This is a genomic window from Microvirga arvi (genome assembly GCF_016892765.1).
Classification (GTDB): Bacteria; Pseudomonadota; Alphaproteobacteria; order Rhizobiales; family Beijerinckiaceae; genus Microvirga; species Microvirga arvi.
Map to the genome: position 1 here is coordinate 36,667 of NZ_JAFEMD010000029.1, position 14,925 is coordinate 51,591.

A 14,925-nucleotide genomic window follows, 5' to 3' on the forward strand; every position below is an offset into this window, starting at 1 on the left:
CCTGTGAGCGGGTTGGCGCGGCGAAGCCTGCCATGATAAAGGCCTGGGCAACCAGGATCGAGCAGCCCGTGTCCAGCCGGGCTCACAGGAAGGCGAGGGTACCCATGAGCGCGAGTGAAGCGGCACACACCCATCTCTCCAACAGCTTCTTCTCGGCGAGCCTCGCCGACAGCGATCCCGAGATCGCCCGCGCCATCGGCCTGGAGCTCGGTCGCCAGCGCGACGAGATCGAGCTGATCGCTTCCGAGAACATCGTCTCCCGCGCCGTCCTGGAAGCGCAAGGCTCGGTGATGACCAACAAGTATGCGGAGGGCTACCCGGGCCGCCGCTACTATGGCGGCTGCCAGTTCGTCGACATGGCCGAGGAGCTTGCCATCGAGCGCGCCAAGCGCCTGTTCGACTGCCGCTTCGCCAATGTCCAGCCGAACTCCGGCTCCCAGGCCAACCAGGCCGTGTTCATGGCGCTGATGAAGCCCGGCGACACCTTCATGGGCCTCGACCTCGCCTGCGGCGGCCACCTGACCCATGGCTCGCCGGTCAATATGTCGGGCAAGTGGTTCAACGTGGTGAGCTACAAGGTCCGCGAGAGCGACCAGATCATCGACATGGACGAGGTCGCGCAGCTCGCCCGCGAGCACAAGCCGAAGGTGATCGTCGCCGGCGGCTCGGCCTATTCGCGGTTCTGGGACTTCGCCCGTTTCCGCGAGATCGCGGACGAGGTCGGCGCCTTCTTCATGGTCGACATCGCGCATTTCGCCGGGCTTGTCGCCGGCGGCGCCCATCCGTCCCCGTTCCCGCACGCCCACGTGGTCACCACGACGACCCACAAGACCCTGCGCGGCCCGCGCGGCGGCATGATCCTCACCAACGAGGAAGATCTCGCCAAGAAGATCAACTCGGCCATCTTCCCCGGTCTTCAGGGCGGTCCGCTCATGCACGTGATCGCCGCAAAGGCCGTGGCCTTCAGCGAGGCCCTCCGTCCCGAGTTCAAGCTCTATGCCCGCTCCGTGGTCGAGAACGCCAAGGTGCTGGCCGACACCATGCTGGCGGGCGGCTACGCCATCGTGGCCGGCGGCACGGACAACCACCTGATGCTGGTGGACCTGCGCCCGAAGAAGCTCACCGGCAAGGCCGCCGAGGCGGCGCTCGGCCGCGCGCACATCACCTGCAACAAGAACGGCGTGCCCTTCGATCCCGAAAAGCCGATGGTCACCTCCGGCATCCGCCTCGGCACCCCGGCGGCCACCTCGCGCGGCTTCGGCGTGGCCGAGTTCAAGAAGGTGGGCGAGCTGATCGTCGAGGCCCTGGACGGCCTGGCGCATAACGGTGACGAGACCAATACGTCGGTCGAAGAGTCGGTGAAGCAGCGCGTTCACGAGCTGACCCGCCGCTTCCCGATCTACGGGTAAGAGGGGCGTCGTGGCGAGGCCGGAACATTTTCCTCAGCCGGGAATTGGTCGGCTTATCCTCGGTTTTGTGATGGCGCCCTTGTGCGCGACGCTGGCGTTGGGGCTGTTGTCCCGTGTTGACTCCCCTCCTAATTCCTTTCCTCCTTCCTTGGCGCTGATAAGCCTTCTCTTCGCCCTGACCATAGCGGCCGCGTGTACCATTCTTTTCGGGATCCCCGTGTATCTGATTCTCCGTCGGCGTGTCCGTCCGACGCTGCCTCGCATCGCGCTGACAGGTAGCCTCCTGGGTTTGGCGTCAAATGTGATTTTTCCAAGTCCCGGAATGTGGATCGGAATTTACGAAAACTGGGAACAGCTGCCACCTGGGATAATGATTGCGCAATTCCGAACCTTCAGCCTGACTGCGGCTTCCGGCCTGATTGGCGGAGCAGTCTTCTGGGTGTGTGCCGTCTGGCGAGACCCGAATTTCTCAAGACCGGTAAGTTCATAATGCGTTGCCCCTATTGCGGGAGCCTGGACACCCAGGTGAAGGATTCCCGCCCCACGGACGATTCCTCGTCCATCCGCCGCCGCCGCATCTGCCCGGATTGCGGCGGCCGCTTTACGACCTTCGAGCGCGTGCAGCTGCGCGAGCTGACGGTGGTGAAGCGCTCGGGGAGGCGCGTGCCCTTCGATCGCGACAAGCTCCAGCAATCCGTCGAAGTCGCCCTGCGCAAGCGCCCGGTGGAGCCCGATCGGGTCGAACGCATGATCAACGGCATCGTGCGCCAGCTCGAGAGCATGAGCGACGGCGAGGTGGCGAGCGAGCAGGTAGGCGAACTCGTGATGGAGGGGCTCAAGGGCCTCGACGACGTGGCCTATGTGCGTTTCGCCTCCGTCTACAAGAACTTTCGCGAGGCCAAGGATTTCGAGGAGATTCTTGGCAAGCTGGCTGAAGGCGAGGGCGAGGAGGATCTGCCGCCTCCGCCCAAGAAGAAGCGCGCTTCGAGCGAGCCATGAATGCCGCCGGCGCGGGGGGGCAGCCGCCTGAGAGAACCAGCCACGACGAGCGCTTCATGCACCTCGCGATCGCGCTCGGGTCTCGCCATCTCGGGCTGACATGGCCGAACCCTTCGGTCGGGACCGTGCTGGTCGATGAGAGCGGAGACGTGCCGGTCATCATCGCCCAGGGCATTACCCAGGCGGGCGGCAGGCCCCATGCCGAGCGTGTGGCGCTGGAAGCGGCGGGCGAGCGTGCCCGTGGAGCCACTCTTTACGTGACCCTGGAGCCCTGCGCTGCCCGCAGCAGCCGGAACCATGGCCCGTCCTGCACTGATCTCATCGTCTCTGCCGGAATCGGCCGGCTCGTGGTCAGCGTGCCCGATCCCAGCCCTTTCGCCGCCGGCCAGGGGCCGGAGCGATTCAGTCGCGCCGGGATCCCGATCTCCGTCGGCTGCTTGGCGGAAGAGGGTGCGAGGCTCCACCGGGGCCACATCACCCGCGTCGCGAAGGGGCGGCCCGCCGTGACGGTGAAGCTCGCCCGGAGCACGGAAGGCTTTGCCGGATCCCGGCAGGGGCCGCGCCTGATGCTCACCGGAGAAATCGCGAACGCCAAGGTCCATCTGATGCGGGCCCATGCCGACGCCATCATGGTCGGGGCTGGCACCGTGCTGGCGGACGATCCGCTCCTGAACGTGCGCTTGGCCGGCCTGGAGAATCGTTCGCCCGTTCGCATCGTCATCGATTCTCAGCTGAGGACGTCCCCAGCCTCGCGGGTCGCGGCCGGGGCGCGGGAGATCCCGACTTGGATCGTGACCACGGCGGATGCTTCTGTCGACGCTGAGAGGGCTCTCTCGGCGCTCGGCGTCGAGGTTCTGCGGGTCTCGGCGGACGGTTCCGGTCGCGTCTCGCTGCCGGAGGCCATGCAGCTTCTCGGCACCCGCGGCCTGACTCGGATCTTCTGCGAGGGCGGCCCGGAACTGGCGGATGCCCTGGCAGAGGCCGATCTCATCGACGATCTCGTCCTGATCACGGGCCGCTCCGCGAGGGGTCTCGGCGATGTTCCGGCCCTCGGCCCGGCGCTGCAGGACCGCATGGATCATCTTAGCTTATGGGCCGAGGAACAGATCGGCCCCGATCTTTTCATGTCTTGGGAGAGACCCTGATGTTTACGGGTATCGTCACCGATGTCGGTGAAGTCGCAACGGTGGAAGGGTCTCAAGGTACCCTGAAGCGCCTGCGCATCCATTCAGCCTTCGATCCCGCCACGATCACGCTCGGCGCCTCCATCGCCTGCGGCGGTCCATGCCTGACGGTGGTGGGCTTCGGTCCGCGCGATGGCGGCTGCTGGTTCGATGTGGATGCCGCGGCCGAGACCCTCGAGCGCACCACGGTCGGTGAATGGCAGGCGGGCACGAAGGTCAATCTGGAGCGCTCGCTCAAGATCGGCGACGAGCTCGGCGGGCACATGGTCACCGGTCATGTAGACAGCGTCGCCGCCATCGTCGCCAAGGAGGCGATCACGTCGGGCGACGATCCCTGGGGGCCGACCGCCCGCTTCACGATCAAGGCGCCGCACGCGCTGGCTCCGTTCATCGCCGAGAAGGGCTCCGTCTGCCTCGACGGCACGTCGCTCACCGTGAACTCGGTCAACGACGACATGTTCTCCGTGCTGATCATTCCCCACACCCTCGCCGTCACCACCTGGGGCGACCGGCAGGTGGGCGACAGGCTCAATCTCGAGGTCGATCTCATGGCGCGCTACGCGGCGCGGCTTGCGGACGCGCGCCGGGGGGAGTAGTGGAACGCCCAGCATTTCCCTCTTTGTCAGGGCTCTTTCCTCATCCTGAGGAGGGCCGCAGGCCCGTCTCGAAGGAGATTCCAGCGCTCTCTGGATCCTCCTTCGAGACGGCGCTTCGCGCCTTCCTCAGGATGAGGACGGAAGCTCACGAAGGTCTTGAAAGTCGTCACTCATGGTCGCCCCTTCCGAAAAGCCGAAAAGTTCCCGCCCGCCGGTTCCCGGCGCTCGCATCCTGGTCGTCGAAGCCCGCTTCTATGACGAGATCGCCGATGAGCTTCTGCGCGGTGCGCAAGGAGCCGTCGAGGCGGCGCAGGCCGGCATGGACGTCCTGACGCTGGACGGTGCGCTCGAGATCCCGGCCGCCATCGCCATCGCGCTCGATGCGGCAGAGAAGGCCGGCAGGCCTTACGATGCGGTCGTGGCTTTGGGCTGCGTGATCCGCGGCGAGACGGGCCATTACGACATCGTCGCCGGCGAGAGCGCCCGCGCGCTGATGGATCTCTCCGTCGCGCGCCGCATTCCGCTGGCCAACGGCATCCTGACCGTCGAGAATGAGCAGCAGGCCTGGACCCGCGCGAGCGTGAATGAATTGAATAAGGGCGGGGGCGCGGTGGAAGCGGCGCTCGCCGTCCTGCGCATCAAACAGAAACTGGAGGCCTGATCATGACGAAGCCAGCAGAGCGCTCGGCCGCTCGCCTCGCTGCCGTCCAGGCCCTCTACCAGATGGACGTGTCGGGCAAGTCCGTCATCGATGCCCTGGCCGAGTTCGAGGCCTTCTGGATCGGCCGGGAGGTCGAGGGCATCACGTTCCAGCCATCGGACAACGCCTTCTTCCGCGACATCCTCTCGGGCGTGGTCAAGAACCAGCGCGAGATCGACCTGAAGATCGATGGCGCGCTGGCGACGGACTGGCCGCTGAAGCGCGTCGAGGCGGTTATCCGCGCCATCCTGCGCGGCGGCGGCTACGAGCTGATGTTCCGCAAGGATGTGCCGGCCCGCGTCGTCATCACCGAGTACGTGGACGTCACCCACAGCTTCTACGGCGAGGACGAGCCCGGTCTCGTCAATGCGGTTCTCGACAAGGTGGCCCGCGAGGCTCGCCCCGGCGAGTTGGAAAAGAAGGCTGCGGGGCAGGGAAAACGATAAGGCGTGCTGGGAACTCTCCTCCCCCCTTGTGGGGAGGAGATGGAGGTGGGGGTGTTGGCGCCATAGCCAAATAGGTTATCACTCACACCTCCACCCTGGCCCTTCCCACAAGGGGGAGGGAAGGAGCCGCGTCTGCCCATGAGTGTGCAACGACCTTCGGAAGACAGCCTGATCGCCCGCTTCTTCGCCCCCATTGCCGGCGAGGGAGCCTTGAACCTCAAGGACGATGCAGCGTGCCTGACGCCGGAGCCCGGCCACGACCTTGTCCTCACCATGGATGCGCTGGTGGAGCGCGTGCACTTCCTGCCCGAGGATCCTCCCGGCTCCATCGCCCGCAAGGCGCTCGGCGTGAACGTTTCGGATTTGGCGGCCAAGGGTGCCGAGCCCTCGGGATTCCTCCTGAGCCTCGCATTGCCTGATGACTGGTCTGAGAACTGGCTTTCCGGTTTCGCTGCTGGCCTGGGAGAGGCCTCTCGCGACTTCGCCTGCCCGCTCCTCGGCGGCGATACGGTGAGGGCGAGGGGGCCGCTGACCCTCTCCGTCACGGCCGTCGGACAGGTTCCCACCGGCCGGATGGTTCTGCGCACCACGGCCCGGGCGGGCGACGTCCTCTGCCTCACCGGCACCATCGGGGATGCAGCCTTCGGCCTGAAGCTGCGCTCCAAGCCGGGCTGGGCCGAGAACCTGTCGTCGGACGAAAGAGCGCATCTCGCCGACCGCTATCTCCACCCGCAGCCCCGCCACCGGCTTGCTGCCGCCCTGCGCAGCCATGCCAGTGCCGCCATGGACGTTTCGGACGGCCTCGCCGGCGACCTCGCCAAGATGATGCGGGCGAGTGGCGTCGCGGCCGTGGTCGAGGCGAACCAGGTGCCGCTCTCGGTTGCAGCGGCCAAGGCCGTGCAGGCCTCGCCTGACCTCCTGGACCTCGCCCTGACCGGCGGGGACGACTACGAGATTCTCTGCACCGTTCCGGAAAAGAATCTCGACAGCTTCAGCAAAGATGCCGATAGGGTAGGGGTCGCCCTGTCCGTCATTGGCCGAGTCGTCTCAGGACATGATCGGCCGGTCTTTCGGATGAACGGACTCGAAAGACGCTACGATGTCGGCTCCTACCAGCATTTCTGATACCTCCTTCCAGACGCCTGCCAGCAGCGACGCCATCGCCAAGCACAATGCCGTGGTGCTGGCGGTCGCCATGGCGCTGGGCGGGTCGAGTCCTTCTATCGTGGTGTCACTCGGCGGCCTCGTGGGGCAAGCACTCGCCACGAACAAGGAACTGGCGACGCTCCCGGTCAGCCTTCTGAACCTCGGCCTCGCGCTCGGCACCATCCCGGCCGCGATGTTCATGCGCAAATCGGGCCGACGCATCGGCTACATCGTCGGCGCCGGGATCGGCCTGTTCGGCGGCGGCATAGCGGCCTTCGGCATCGCCTCATACAGCTTTGTGCTCTTCTGCCTCGGCACTCTGATCATCGGCAGCTACGGGTCCTTCAACCAGAGCTACCGGTTCGCCGCGACCGATGCTGCTTCTGAATCCTTCAAGCCGCGGGCGATCTCCTGGGTGATGACGGGAGGCCTGATCGCCGGCGTCGTTGGTCCTCAAACAGTGATCTGGACGCGAGATGTCGTTCAAGCCGCTCCCTTTGCCGGAGCCTTCCTGGGGCAAGCGACTCTGGCCTTTCTTTCGATGATCGCCGTGTCCTTCCTGCGGCCGGCACCCGTGAGCATCGCCTCCACCAATGCCGGCGGCGGCAGGCCCTTGCTGGAAATCGTTCGGCAGCCGCGCTTTATCGTGGCCGCGGTCACCGGCCTGGTCTCCTATAGCCTCATGACCTTCATGATGACGGCCGCGCCTCTTGCGATGATCGGCTGCGGCCATTCGGTCGGAGCGGCGGCGCTCGGCATCCAATGGCATATCCTGGCCATGTTCGGCCCGAGCTTCTTCACCGGCCGCCTGATCACCCGCTTTGGCAAGGGCCGGGTGACGGGGGCCGGGCTCGTGCTGATTGCCCTCTCCGCCGTGATCGGCCTGTCCGGCATCACCATCGCTCATTTCTGGACAACGCTGATCCTCCTCGGCCTCGGCTGGAACTTCGGGTTCATCGGAGCGACGGCCCTCGTGACCGACTGCTACCGCCCCGAGGAGCGGGCGAAGGTGCAGGCGGCCAACGACTTCCTGATCTTCGGCTCGGTCGCCCTGGCTTCCTTCTCCTCTGGAAAGCTCCTGAGTGCCGGCGGCTGGGAGAGCGTGAACTGGCTGGTCTTCCCGCCCGTCGTCATCGCGCTAGTTCTGCTGGCTTGGCAGCAGAAGACCAGGGCTACATTACCCGCTTAAAGTATGAAGGGCTTCCCTGTGGGTTGCGCCGAGGGGATTATTGCGAACCGCCTAGTTTTTTGCCACCAAGTATAAAGTTCGCTGGGGGTAGGGACCGGTCAAGGCTAGAAAACAAGCCTTGATGAGCGGTTTTCCGCTTTCCCATAACAAGGATGGCATGATGGCACTGACCCTAATTATCTTGGGCGGGCTTCTTTCGATCGCGTATGGCTTCTGGGCCATCAGCGATGTGATGAAGCGGGACGCCGGTTCTCAGCGTATGCAGGAAATCGCCGGGGCGATTGCCGAGGGCGCAAAGGCCTATCTCCGCAGGCAATACCTCACGATCGCAATCGTAGGCGTGGTCCTGTTTGCAGTGATTGCGTATTTCCTGGGCATTCGGGTTGCCATCGGTTTCGCCATCGGCGCCATTCTCTCGGGCATGGCCGGCTTCATCGGCATGAACGTCTCCGTCCGCGCCAACGTGCGCACAGCCCAGGCTGCGACCCAGTCCCTCGGGGGCGGTCTTGATGTGGCCTTCAAGGCAGGTGCCGTTACGGGAATGCTCGTGGCCGGTCTCGCGCTGCTCGGTGTGGCTCTTTACTACGGCTATCTCACCCGCATCGCCGGCCTGAACCCGGCTGATCGCGTCGTCATCGACAGCCTCGTCGCCCTCGGCTTCGGCGCATCGCTCATCTCGATCTTCGCCCGTCTCGGCGGCGGCATCTTCACCAAAGGCGCCGACGTGGGCGGCGACCTGGTCGGCAAGGTCGAAGCCGGAATTCCGGAAGACGATCCGCGCAACCCGGCCACCATCGCCGACAACGTGGGCGACAATGTCGGGGATTGCGCGGGCATGGCGGCCGACCTGTTCGAGACCTATGCGGTGACCGTGGTCGCCACCATGGTTCTCGCGGCGATCTTCTTTGCCGGTCAGGCGAACCTCGACACCATGCTGATGTACCCGCTCGGCATTGGCGCGGCTTGCATCGTAACCTCGATCATCGGCACCTTCTTCGTGAAGCTCGGGCAGAACGAGTCCATCATGGGCGCGCTCTACAAGGGGCTGATCGTGACGGGCATTCTCTCGGCGATCGCCATTGGCCTTGTGACCTGGCAGATGATCGGCTTGGGACCCATCGCGGGAGCGGAGTTCACGGGGCAGAGCCTGTTCTGGTGCGCCGTCATCGGCCTCGCCGTGACGGCTCTCATCGTCGTCATCACCGAGTACTATACTGGCGTCGGTTTCCGCCCCGTGCGGTCCATCGCACAGTCCTCGGTGACCGGCCATGGCACGAACGTGATCCAGGGCCTTGCGGTCTCGCTGGAATCCACCGCGCTGCCGACCATCGTCATCATTGCGGGCATCATCGTGGCCTTCAAGCTGGCCGGCCTCTTCGGCATCGCCATCGCCGTGACGGCCATGCTGGGCGTTGCAGGCATGATCGTGGCTCTCGACGCCTTCGGTCCCGTGACCGACAACGCAGGCGGCATTGCCGAGATGGCAGGCCTGCCGAAGGAGGTCCGCAAGTCGACGGATGCTCTGGACGCGGTCGGCAACACCACGAAGGCCGTGACGAAGGGCTATGCCATCGGCTCTGCTGGCCTCGGTGCCCTAGTTCTCTTCGCGGCGTATACCTCGGACCTGAACTTCTTCACCCAGAATGCGGCACGCTACCCGTACTTCCAGGGGGTGGCTCCGAACTTCTCCCTCACCAACCCTTACGTGGTGGTGGGGCTTCTGTTCGGCGGTCTCATTCCCTTCCTGTTCGGCGGCATCGCCATGACGGCAGTGGGCCGGGCAGCCGGCGCCGTGGTCGAGGAAGTGCGGCGTCAGTTCCGCGAGAAGCCGGGCATCATGGCCGGCACGGACCGTCCGGATTACGGACGCGCCGTCGATATGCTGACCCGGGCGGCGATCAAGGAAATGATCGTGCCCTCGCTCCTGCCGGTGCTGGCGCCGATCGTGACCTATTTCGTGGTCTACTGGGTGGCGGGCAAGTCCGAGGCTTTCTCAGCCGTGGGCGCCATGCTGCTGGGTGTGATCGTGACGGGCCTGTTCGTCGCCATCTCCATGACCTCGGGCGGCGGCGCATGGGACAATGCCAAGAAGTCCTTCGAGGATGGGTTCACGGATGCGTCCGGCACGACCCACCACAAGGGCTCTGAGGCCCATAAGGCTTCCGTCACCGGCGATACCGTCGGCGATCCCTACAAGGATACGGCAGGCCCTGCCGTGAACCCGGCGATCAAGATCACCAACATCATCGCCCTGCTTCTCCTCGCCATCCTGGCGCATTCGTAAGAAGCGACGGCCTCAGAAACAGTCAAACCCGCGGCATGTCCGCGGGTTTTTCTTTGCTGCCCAAGGCTTCCGACACGAAAATGGCCGGGGCGAGCCCGGCCATCGTAGAACCCGAGAGATAGATCGCTTAACCGAAGGGGTTGAAACTGGTCATGCCGCGGAAGATCTGGCCGAGGAAGCTCGACTCCTCGCCGCCGGCGGGTGTGGTGCGGCTGATGAAATCGAAGACCCTGCCATCCTGCAGGCCGTAGAGGGCAATGCGCTCGACGCGCAGGTTGTTGTCGAAATAGACCGCCGTCACTTGCTGGTCCACCACCTGCTCGCCCATGAACCGGAGAGTGCGACGGGACTTTTGGCTGATGTAGTACCAGTTCCGGTTACCGACGGTGGAGACGGTGGAGGGAGTTCCGAGCGTCTGGAGAACCTGCTCGGCACTCATGCCCTTCCTGACCTGCGAAATAGCACGCTCATCCACGACGTAGCCACGTTGAAATTCCTCGCCTACCGTGCAGGCGGCCATGGACGAGGCGAGAAAGGTAACTGTAGCCAGGCGCACCAAAACAGGATGATATCGACGCATCGTACGGTTCTTCCAGAAATGCGGCGCGGATAAGCTTGCGCCTATGGACGGTGATGGCGTAACCCGAGGCTACGATTTTGACAAGCTTGGAAGGGCAAGGCCGTGATCTTCAGTCTCTTCCGCAAGGACCCCCGGCGCATGACCATAGCCTCCCTCTACAAGAGGGTGGCGACGGCCTCGCGCGAGCCGGGGCTCTATGCGTCACTTGGCATCCCGGACACCCTCGAGGGGCGGTTCGAGGCCCTGTCACTTCACATGATCATGCTGCTCCGTGCGTTGCGCGAGCTGCCGCCGCCTGCCGATGAGGTCGCCAAGGACCTGACCGACGCCTTTTTTCAGGACATGGACGCGTCCCTCAGGGAGATGGGGGTAGGCGACACCGTCGTTCCGAAGCGGATGAAAAAGATCGCCGAATCCTTCTATGGACGGGCGCATGCCTATGACGGGCCGCTCAATGAGGGCGATGAGGCGGGGTTCGCACTGGCGCTTGGCCGCAACGCCTATGGCAGCGAGGCACCCGCCACCCCCCTTGCGCGTTATGCACTTGCTGCCGATCGAGGGTTGAAGTCCGTCAAGCTCGATGCCCTTCTGGAGACAGGGCCGGCCTTTCCCAAGCCTGAAGAGTTCGCATTAAGGAGTGAACCTGATGACACCTGAAACCGTGGGCCCCTTGTCCCGGCTCGTCGACGTCATGAAGATCCCTCCACGGGGGCAGGATGTGCATGTTGAGGCCACGGCCGAGGAATGTGCCGCCCTTGCCAAGGATTTTGGACTTCCGGCAATTCAAGCGCTCGCGGGCGACTACCACCTGAAGACCTCGGCCAAGGGCATTCACGTCACGGGAACGGTCAAGGCATCGATCACTCAGATCTGCGTCACGACCCTCGATCCCTTCGATTCCATGATCGAGGAAGAGGTCGAGGTCGATTTCGCGGAGCCGTCGGGTATGCCGGCCGAGCCCCCCACCGACATCCATGAATACGAGCCGCCGGACGAGATCGTGAACGGCCAGATCGACTTGGGAGCCCTCACGTCAGAGTTTCTGGCGCTTGGGCTTGACCCTTACCCTCGCAAGCCGGGTGTCGACTTCAACTATCGGGATCCTTCGGATGAAAAGGATTCACCCTTTGCGGCGCTGAACAAGCTGAAGGAAGGCGGATAAAGGAACTTCCGAGGTCCCTACGTCACCCCCGATCACACCCCATCGACGGCTTCTGAGCCCTTCAGAATTCAGTTGCGGAGCCTTCGCAAACCGCTATTTTCCGCCCCCTGTCGAATGACTGAAAAGAAAGAATAATCGTTCATGCCGAAGCCGGTGCGTATATCGCTTGATGCGATGGGGGGCGATCATGGTCCGTCCGTCGTAGTCCCGGGCGCAGCTTTGGCCTTGGAGCGCCACCCTGACCTGCGCTTCCTGATGTTCGGCAATGAGACGATGGTAGCGCCTCTTCTGAATGCCCATCCCAAGCTGAAGGCAGCCACCGAGCTGCGTCACACGGAGATGGCCATCGCCATGGACGAGAAGCCCAGCCAGGCCATCCGTGTGGGGCGGGGCAAATCCTCCATGTGGCGTGCCGTACAGGCGGTCCGCGACGGGGAGGCGGATGCGACGGTTTCGGCCGGCAACACCGGCGCCCTCATGGCCACAGCCAAGGTCTGCTTGAAGACCATGGCTCATATCGAGCGCCCGGCCATCGCCGCCATGTGGCCGACCATGCGCGGTGAGAGCATCGTGCTCGACGTCGGCGCAACGATCGGAGCCGATGCAGGGCATCTGGTCGACATGGCGATCATGGGGGCAGCCATGGCCCGGATCGTGTTCGACCTGGAACGCCCGACGGTCGGGCTCCTGAATGTCGGAACGGAAGAGATCAAGGGCATCGAGGCGGTCAAGGAAGCCAGCCGGATCCTCCGGGAATCGAACCTCCCGAACCTCGACTATCGCGGCTTTGTCGAGGGCGACGACATCGGCAAGGGCACCGTCGACGTGGTCGTGACCGAAGGGTTTACGGGCAACATCGCCCTGAAGACCGCCGAAGGCACCGCCAAGCAGATCGGCGAGTACCTCCGCTCCGCCATGAGCCGGACCCTGATGGCGAAGATCGGCTACCTCTTCGCGAAACAGGCTTTTAACGCTCTCCGGGACAAGATGGACCCCCGCAAGGTCAACGGCGGCGTCTTCCTGGGCCTGGAGGGGGTTGTGGTGAAAAGCCACGGCGGCACCGACGATCTCGGCTTCGCCAGCGCCATCGATGTCGCCTATGACATGGCGCACTTTGAATTGATGAACACGATCCGGAGCATGCTGGAGCATGATCCGGTCGGGCAGACTGCTTAGAGCATGTACATGCTCTTAACTTTTTGGAATAGCATGATCTTTTCGGGCTCCCGGTTCCCACTTGTCCGGATCATGTTGTAGGAAGGCGCATCTTGAAACGCACCCGTTCCATCGTACGCGGCGTCGGCTCCTATCTGCCGAGGCGCAAGCTGACGAACCAGGATCTTGAGAAGCTCGTGGATACCTCGCACGACTGGATCGTGCAGCGAACCGGCATTGAACAGCGGCACATCGCCGAGGATGACGAAACCACCTCGGTTCTCGGCATCAAGGCGGCGGAGGCGGCTTTGGCGGATGCCGGGCTGACGGCCAATGACATCGATCTCGTCATCTGTGCGACCTCGACGCCTGACTATACGTTCCCGTCGACGGCGACCATGATCCAGACCGGCCTCGGCATGACTCATGGAGCCGCCTTCGATCTGCAGGCGGTCTGCACGGGGTTCGTCTATGCCGTGGCGACTGCCGACAAGTTCCTCCAGTCCGGTTCGCACAGGCGCGCGCTTGTGGTGGGAGCCGAGACTTTCTCCCGGATTCTCGACTGGAACGACCGCACCACCTGCGTGCTCTTTGGAGATGGCGCAGGCGCCATCGTGCTCGAGGCCCAGGAGGGGGAGGGCACCTCCGCCGATCGCGGGGTTCTGACGTCCCACCTCAGATCCGACGGGCGCTACCGGGACAAGCTCTATGTCGATGGCGGCCCAGGTTCCACGAAGACCACCGGCGTCTTGAAGATGGAAGGTCGCGAGGTCTTCAAGTTCGCCGTCGGCATGGTGGCCGACGTGGTGCAGGATGCCTTCAAGGCCACCGGCACGAGCGCCGAGGAGCTGAAATGGTTCGTTCCGCACCAGGCGAACAGGCGTATCATCACGGCGAGCGCCGAAAAGCTGGGCATCGCGCAAGAGAAGGTCGTCATCACCGTCAACAAGCACGGCAACACCTCGGCCGCATCGATCCCGCTCGCTTTGGATACGGCCCGCAAGGATGGCCGGATCAAGGATGGCGACCTTGTCATGATCGAGGCCATCGGCGGCGGCTTTACCTGGGGAAGTGCCTTGATCCGCTGGTAGGTTCAAGGCAATTGAACTCTGGTGGTACCCGGCAGTTGCACCTTGGCAGTTGACCGTAGGGAGCCATCTGCATAGCGTCGTCAGGGACGATAAGACCAACGAATTCAAGTGCGCTGGGGAGTTCAATGGCTGGCAAGACGATAACAAGAGCGGATCTGAGCGAGGCGGTTTACCAGAAAGTTGGCCTCTCCCGAACCGAATCGGCTGAACTCGTGGAGCGGGTCCTTGCGGAGATCTGCGACAGCCTTGCCGCCGGAGAAACCGTCAAACTCTCGTCCTTCGGCTCCTTCATCGTACGCAGCAAGGGCGAGCGCGTCGGCCGCAACCCCAAAACCGGGGTCGAGGTGCCGATCGATCCGCGCAGGGTCATGGTGTTCAAGCCTTCAAATGTCTTGAAGGCTCATATCAACGGTGAGACCTTCGAAGGCGAGGATTGATCCCGACATGGCGAGCGGCGTCATGGACAAGAGCCCCGACGCATTCCGCACGATCAGCGAGGTCGCGGACGATCTCGATGTGCCCCAGCATGTGCTGCGCTTCTGGGAAACGCGCTTCAACCATATCAAACCCCTCAAGCGTGGGGGCGGACGCCGCTACTATCGTCCTGACGACATCGATCTTCTCAAGGGCATTCGCCATCTCCTCTACGGAGAGGGCTATACGATCAAAGGCGTCCAGCGGATCCTGAAAGGGGAGGGAGTCCGGTTCGTCCAAGCGGTTGGCCGCGGTGAGCAGACTCTCGCCACGCTCCATCCCGAACGGGATGACGACCACCTTGAAGAGGACGCCGCGGCTCCCGAGGTTTCATCGCTCGAAGGAGATGATCTTCCGGTTGGCCCGATCCGGCAGGAACTGTCTCGGGAGGCCGTTCGTGGTCTGAAGGCTGCTCTCGAGGAACTCTATGAATGCGACCGGGTGCTTGTCTCGTTAAGAAGCGCCGGCGAAGCTTCAGGAGTCGAATGACCACTGCCCTGACAGCCCTGC

At 63.9% G+C, this 14,925-nt stretch carries 16 protein-coding genes; 15 read left to right on the forward strand and 1 reads right to left on the reverse strand.

The genetic code is table 11. The features are described 5' to 3' along the window. The first annotated feature begins 104 nt into the window (after nt 1-104). The 9 genes from glyA to ILT44_RS18030 all read left to right on the forward strand — a co-directional run bounded on the left by glyA (nt 105) and on the right by ILT44_RS18030 (nt 9,953). Nucleotides 105-1,409 carry a serine hydroxymethyltransferase gene (gene glyA, locus ILT44_RS17990; RefSeq protein WP_204240991.1) on the forward strand — a complete coding sequence of 435 codons (1,305 nt, stop codon included), beginning with the start codon at nt 105-107 and terminating at the stop codon, nt 1,407-1,409. 489 nt (nt 1,410-1,898) lie between these two features. Next, nucleotides 1,899-2,408, forward strand: coding sequence for a transcriptional regulator NrdR (nrdR, locus tag ILT44_RS17995; protein WP_204240992.1), 510 nt, complete (start codon nt 1,899-1,901; stop codon nt 2,406-2,408). After that, entirely contained in the window at nt 2,405-3,553 is a 1,149-nt protein-coding gene (gene ribD, locus ILT44_RS18000) for a bifunctional diaminohydroxyphosphoribosylaminopyrimidine deaminase/5-amino-6-(5-phosphoribosylamino)uracil reductase RibD (RefSeq protein WP_204240993.1), read from the forward strand. Before nrdR ends, ribD begins: the two co-directional genes overlap by 4 nt. Continuing rightward, nucleotides 3,553-4,188: a riboflavin synthase gene (locus tag ILT44_RS18005; RefSeq protein ID WP_204240994.1), complete on the forward strand. Its 636-nt coding sequence runs from the start codon at nt 3,553-3,555 to the stop codon at nt 4,186-4,188. The genes ribD and ILT44_RS18005 overlap by 1 nt, the downstream gene beginning before the upstream one ends. 172 nt (nt 4,189-4,360) lie before the next feature. Then, the gene (gene ribH, locus ILT44_RS18010; protein WP_204240995.1) at nt 4,361-4,849 is read left to right on the forward strand and encodes a 6,7-dimethyl-8-ribityllumazine synthase; all 489 of its coding nucleotides are present in this window, start codon (nt 4,361-4,363) and stop codon (nt 4,847-4,849) included. A 2-nt stretch (nt 4,850-4,851) separates the two neighbouring features. Then, a complete protein-coding gene (nusB, locus tag ILT44_RS18015; protein ID WP_204240996.1) occupies nt 4,852-5,334 on the forward strand; it encodes a transcription antitermination factor NusB in 483 nt (160 codons plus the stop codon). A gap of 138 nt (nt 5,335-5,472) precedes the next feature. Then, nucleotides 5,473-6,459 carry a thiamine-phosphate kinase gene (gene thiL, locus ILT44_RS18020; RefSeq protein ID WP_204240997.1) on the forward strand — a complete coding sequence of 329 codons (987 nt, stop codon included), beginning with the start codon at nt 5,473-5,475 and terminating at the stop codon, nt 6,457-6,459. Next, the gene (locus tag ILT44_RS18025) at nt 6,434-7,669 is read left to right on the forward strand and encodes an MFS transporter (RefSeq protein WP_204240998.1); all 1,236 of its coding nucleotides are present in this window, start codon (nt 6,434-6,436) and stop codon (nt 7,667-7,669) included. The genes thiL and ILT44_RS18025 overlap by 26 nt, the downstream gene beginning before the upstream one ends. A 157-nt stretch (nt 7,670-7,826) precedes the next feature. Continuing rightward, entirely contained in the window at nt 7,827-9,953 is a 2,127-nt protein-coding gene (locus tag ILT44_RS18030) for a sodium-translocating pyrophosphatase (protein WP_239468347.1), read from the forward strand. Between the two features lie 127 nt (nt 9,954-10,080). On the opposite strand, the gene ILT44_RS18035 is transcribed toward ILT44_RS18030, so the two are convergent. Further along, nucleotides 10,081-10,533, reverse strand: coding sequence for an outer membrane protein assembly factor BamE (locus tag ILT44_RS18035; RefSeq protein WP_204241000.1), 453 nt, complete (start codon nt 10,531-10,533; stop codon nt 10,081-10,083). 102 nt (nt 10,534-10,635) lie between these two features. Here ILT44_RS18035 and ILT44_RS18040 point away from each other — a divergent pair, with 102 nt between their 5' ends. The 6 genes from ILT44_RS18040 to ILT44_RS18065 all read left to right on the forward strand — a co-directional run bounded on the left by ILT44_RS18040 (nt 10,636) and on the right by ILT44_RS18065 (nt 14,904). Beyond that, nucleotides 10,636-11,190, forward strand: coding sequence for a ubiquinol-cytochrome C chaperone family protein (locus tag ILT44_RS18040; protein ID WP_307826558.1), 555 nt, complete (start codon nt 10,636-10,638; stop codon nt 11,188-11,190). Next, nucleotides 11,180-11,695, forward strand: coding sequence for a YceD family protein (locus tag ILT44_RS18045; RefSeq protein WP_204241002.1), 516 nt, complete (start codon nt 11,180-11,182; stop codon nt 11,693-11,695). The genes ILT44_RS18040 and ILT44_RS18045 overlap by 11 nt, the downstream gene beginning before the upstream one ends. A gap of 141 nt (nt 11,696-11,836) precedes the next feature. Next, nucleotides 11,837-12,871 (forward strand): phosphate acyltransferase PlsX, encoded by a 1,035-nt coding sequence (gene plsX, locus ILT44_RS18050; protein WP_204241003.1) that lies wholly within the window; start codon nt 11,837-11,839, stop codon nt 12,869-12,871. A 92-nt stretch (nt 12,872-12,963) separates the two neighbouring features. Continuing rightward, nucleotides 12,964-13,941 (forward strand): beta-ketoacyl-ACP synthase III, encoded by a 978-nt coding sequence (locus ILT44_RS18055; protein WP_204241004.1) that lies wholly within the window; start codon nt 12,964-12,966, stop codon nt 13,939-13,941. 125 nt (nt 13,942-14,066) lie between these two features. After that, the gene (locus tag ILT44_RS18060) at nt 14,067-14,378 is read left to right on the forward strand and encodes an integration host factor subunit alpha (protein ID WP_009491113.1); all 312 of its coding nucleotides are present in this window, start codon (nt 14,067-14,069) and stop codon (nt 14,376-14,378) included. A 22-nt stretch (nt 14,379-14,400) separates the two neighbouring features. Further along, nucleotides 14,401-14,904, forward strand: coding sequence for a MerR family transcriptional regulator (locus tag ILT44_RS18065; RefSeq protein WP_204241025.1), 504 nt, complete (start codon nt 14,401-14,403; stop codon nt 14,902-14,904). Nucleotides 14,905-14,925: the final 21 nt, after the last annotated feature.

Coding starts and splice junctions, on each gene's coding strand:
- glyA (WP_204240991.1), top strand. CDS start 105: ATGAGCGCGAGTGAAGCGGCACACACCCATCTCTCCAACAGCTTCTTC.
- nrdR (WP_204240992.1), top strand. CDS start 1,899: ATGCGTTGCCCCTATTGCGGGAGCCTGGACACCCAGGTGAAGGATTCC.
- ribD (WP_204240993.1), top strand. CDS start 2,405: ATGAATGCCGCCGGCGCGGGGGGGCAGCCGCCTGAGAGAACCAGCCAC.
- ILT44_RS18005 (WP_204240994.1), top strand. CDS start 3,553: ATGTTTACGGGTATCGTCACCGATGTCGGTGAAGTCGCAACGGTGGAA.
- ribH (WP_204240995.1), top strand. CDS start 4,361: ATGGTCGCCCCTTCCGAAAAGCCGAAAAGTTCCCGCCCGCCGGTTCCC.
- nusB (WP_204240996.1), top strand. CDS start 4,852: ATGACGAAGCCAGCAGAGCGCTCGGCCGCTCGCCTCGCTGCCGTCCAG.
- thiL (WP_204240997.1), top strand. CDS start 5,473: ATGAGTGTGCAACGACCTTCGGAAGACAGCCTGATCGCCCGCTTCTTC.
- ILT44_RS18025 (WP_204240998.1), top strand. CDS start 6,434: ATGTCGGCTCCTACCAGCATTTCTGATACCTCCTTCCAGACGCCTGCC.
- ILT44_RS18030 (WP_239468347.1), top strand. CDS start 7,827: ATGATGGCACTGACCCTAATTATCTTGGGCGGGCTTCTTTCGATCGCG.
- ILT44_RS18035 (WP_204241000.1), bottom strand. CDS start 10,533: ATGCGTCGATATCATCCTGTTTTGGTGCGCCTGGCTACAGTTACCTTT.
- ILT44_RS18045 (WP_204241002.1), top strand. CDS start 11,180: ATGACACCTGAAACCGTGGGCCCCTTGTCCCGGCTCGTCGACGTCATG.
- plsX (WP_204241003.1), top strand. CDS start 11,837: ATGCCGAAGCCGGTGCGTATATCGCTTGATGCGATGGGGGGCGATCAT.
- ILT44_RS18060 (WP_009491113.1), top strand. CDS start 14,067: ATGGCTGGCAAGACGATAACAAGAGCGGATCTGAGCGAGGCGGTTTAC.
- ILT44_RS18065 (WP_204241025.1), top strand. CDS start 14,401: ATGGACAAGAGCCCCGACGCATTCCGCACGATCAGCGAGGTCGCGGAC.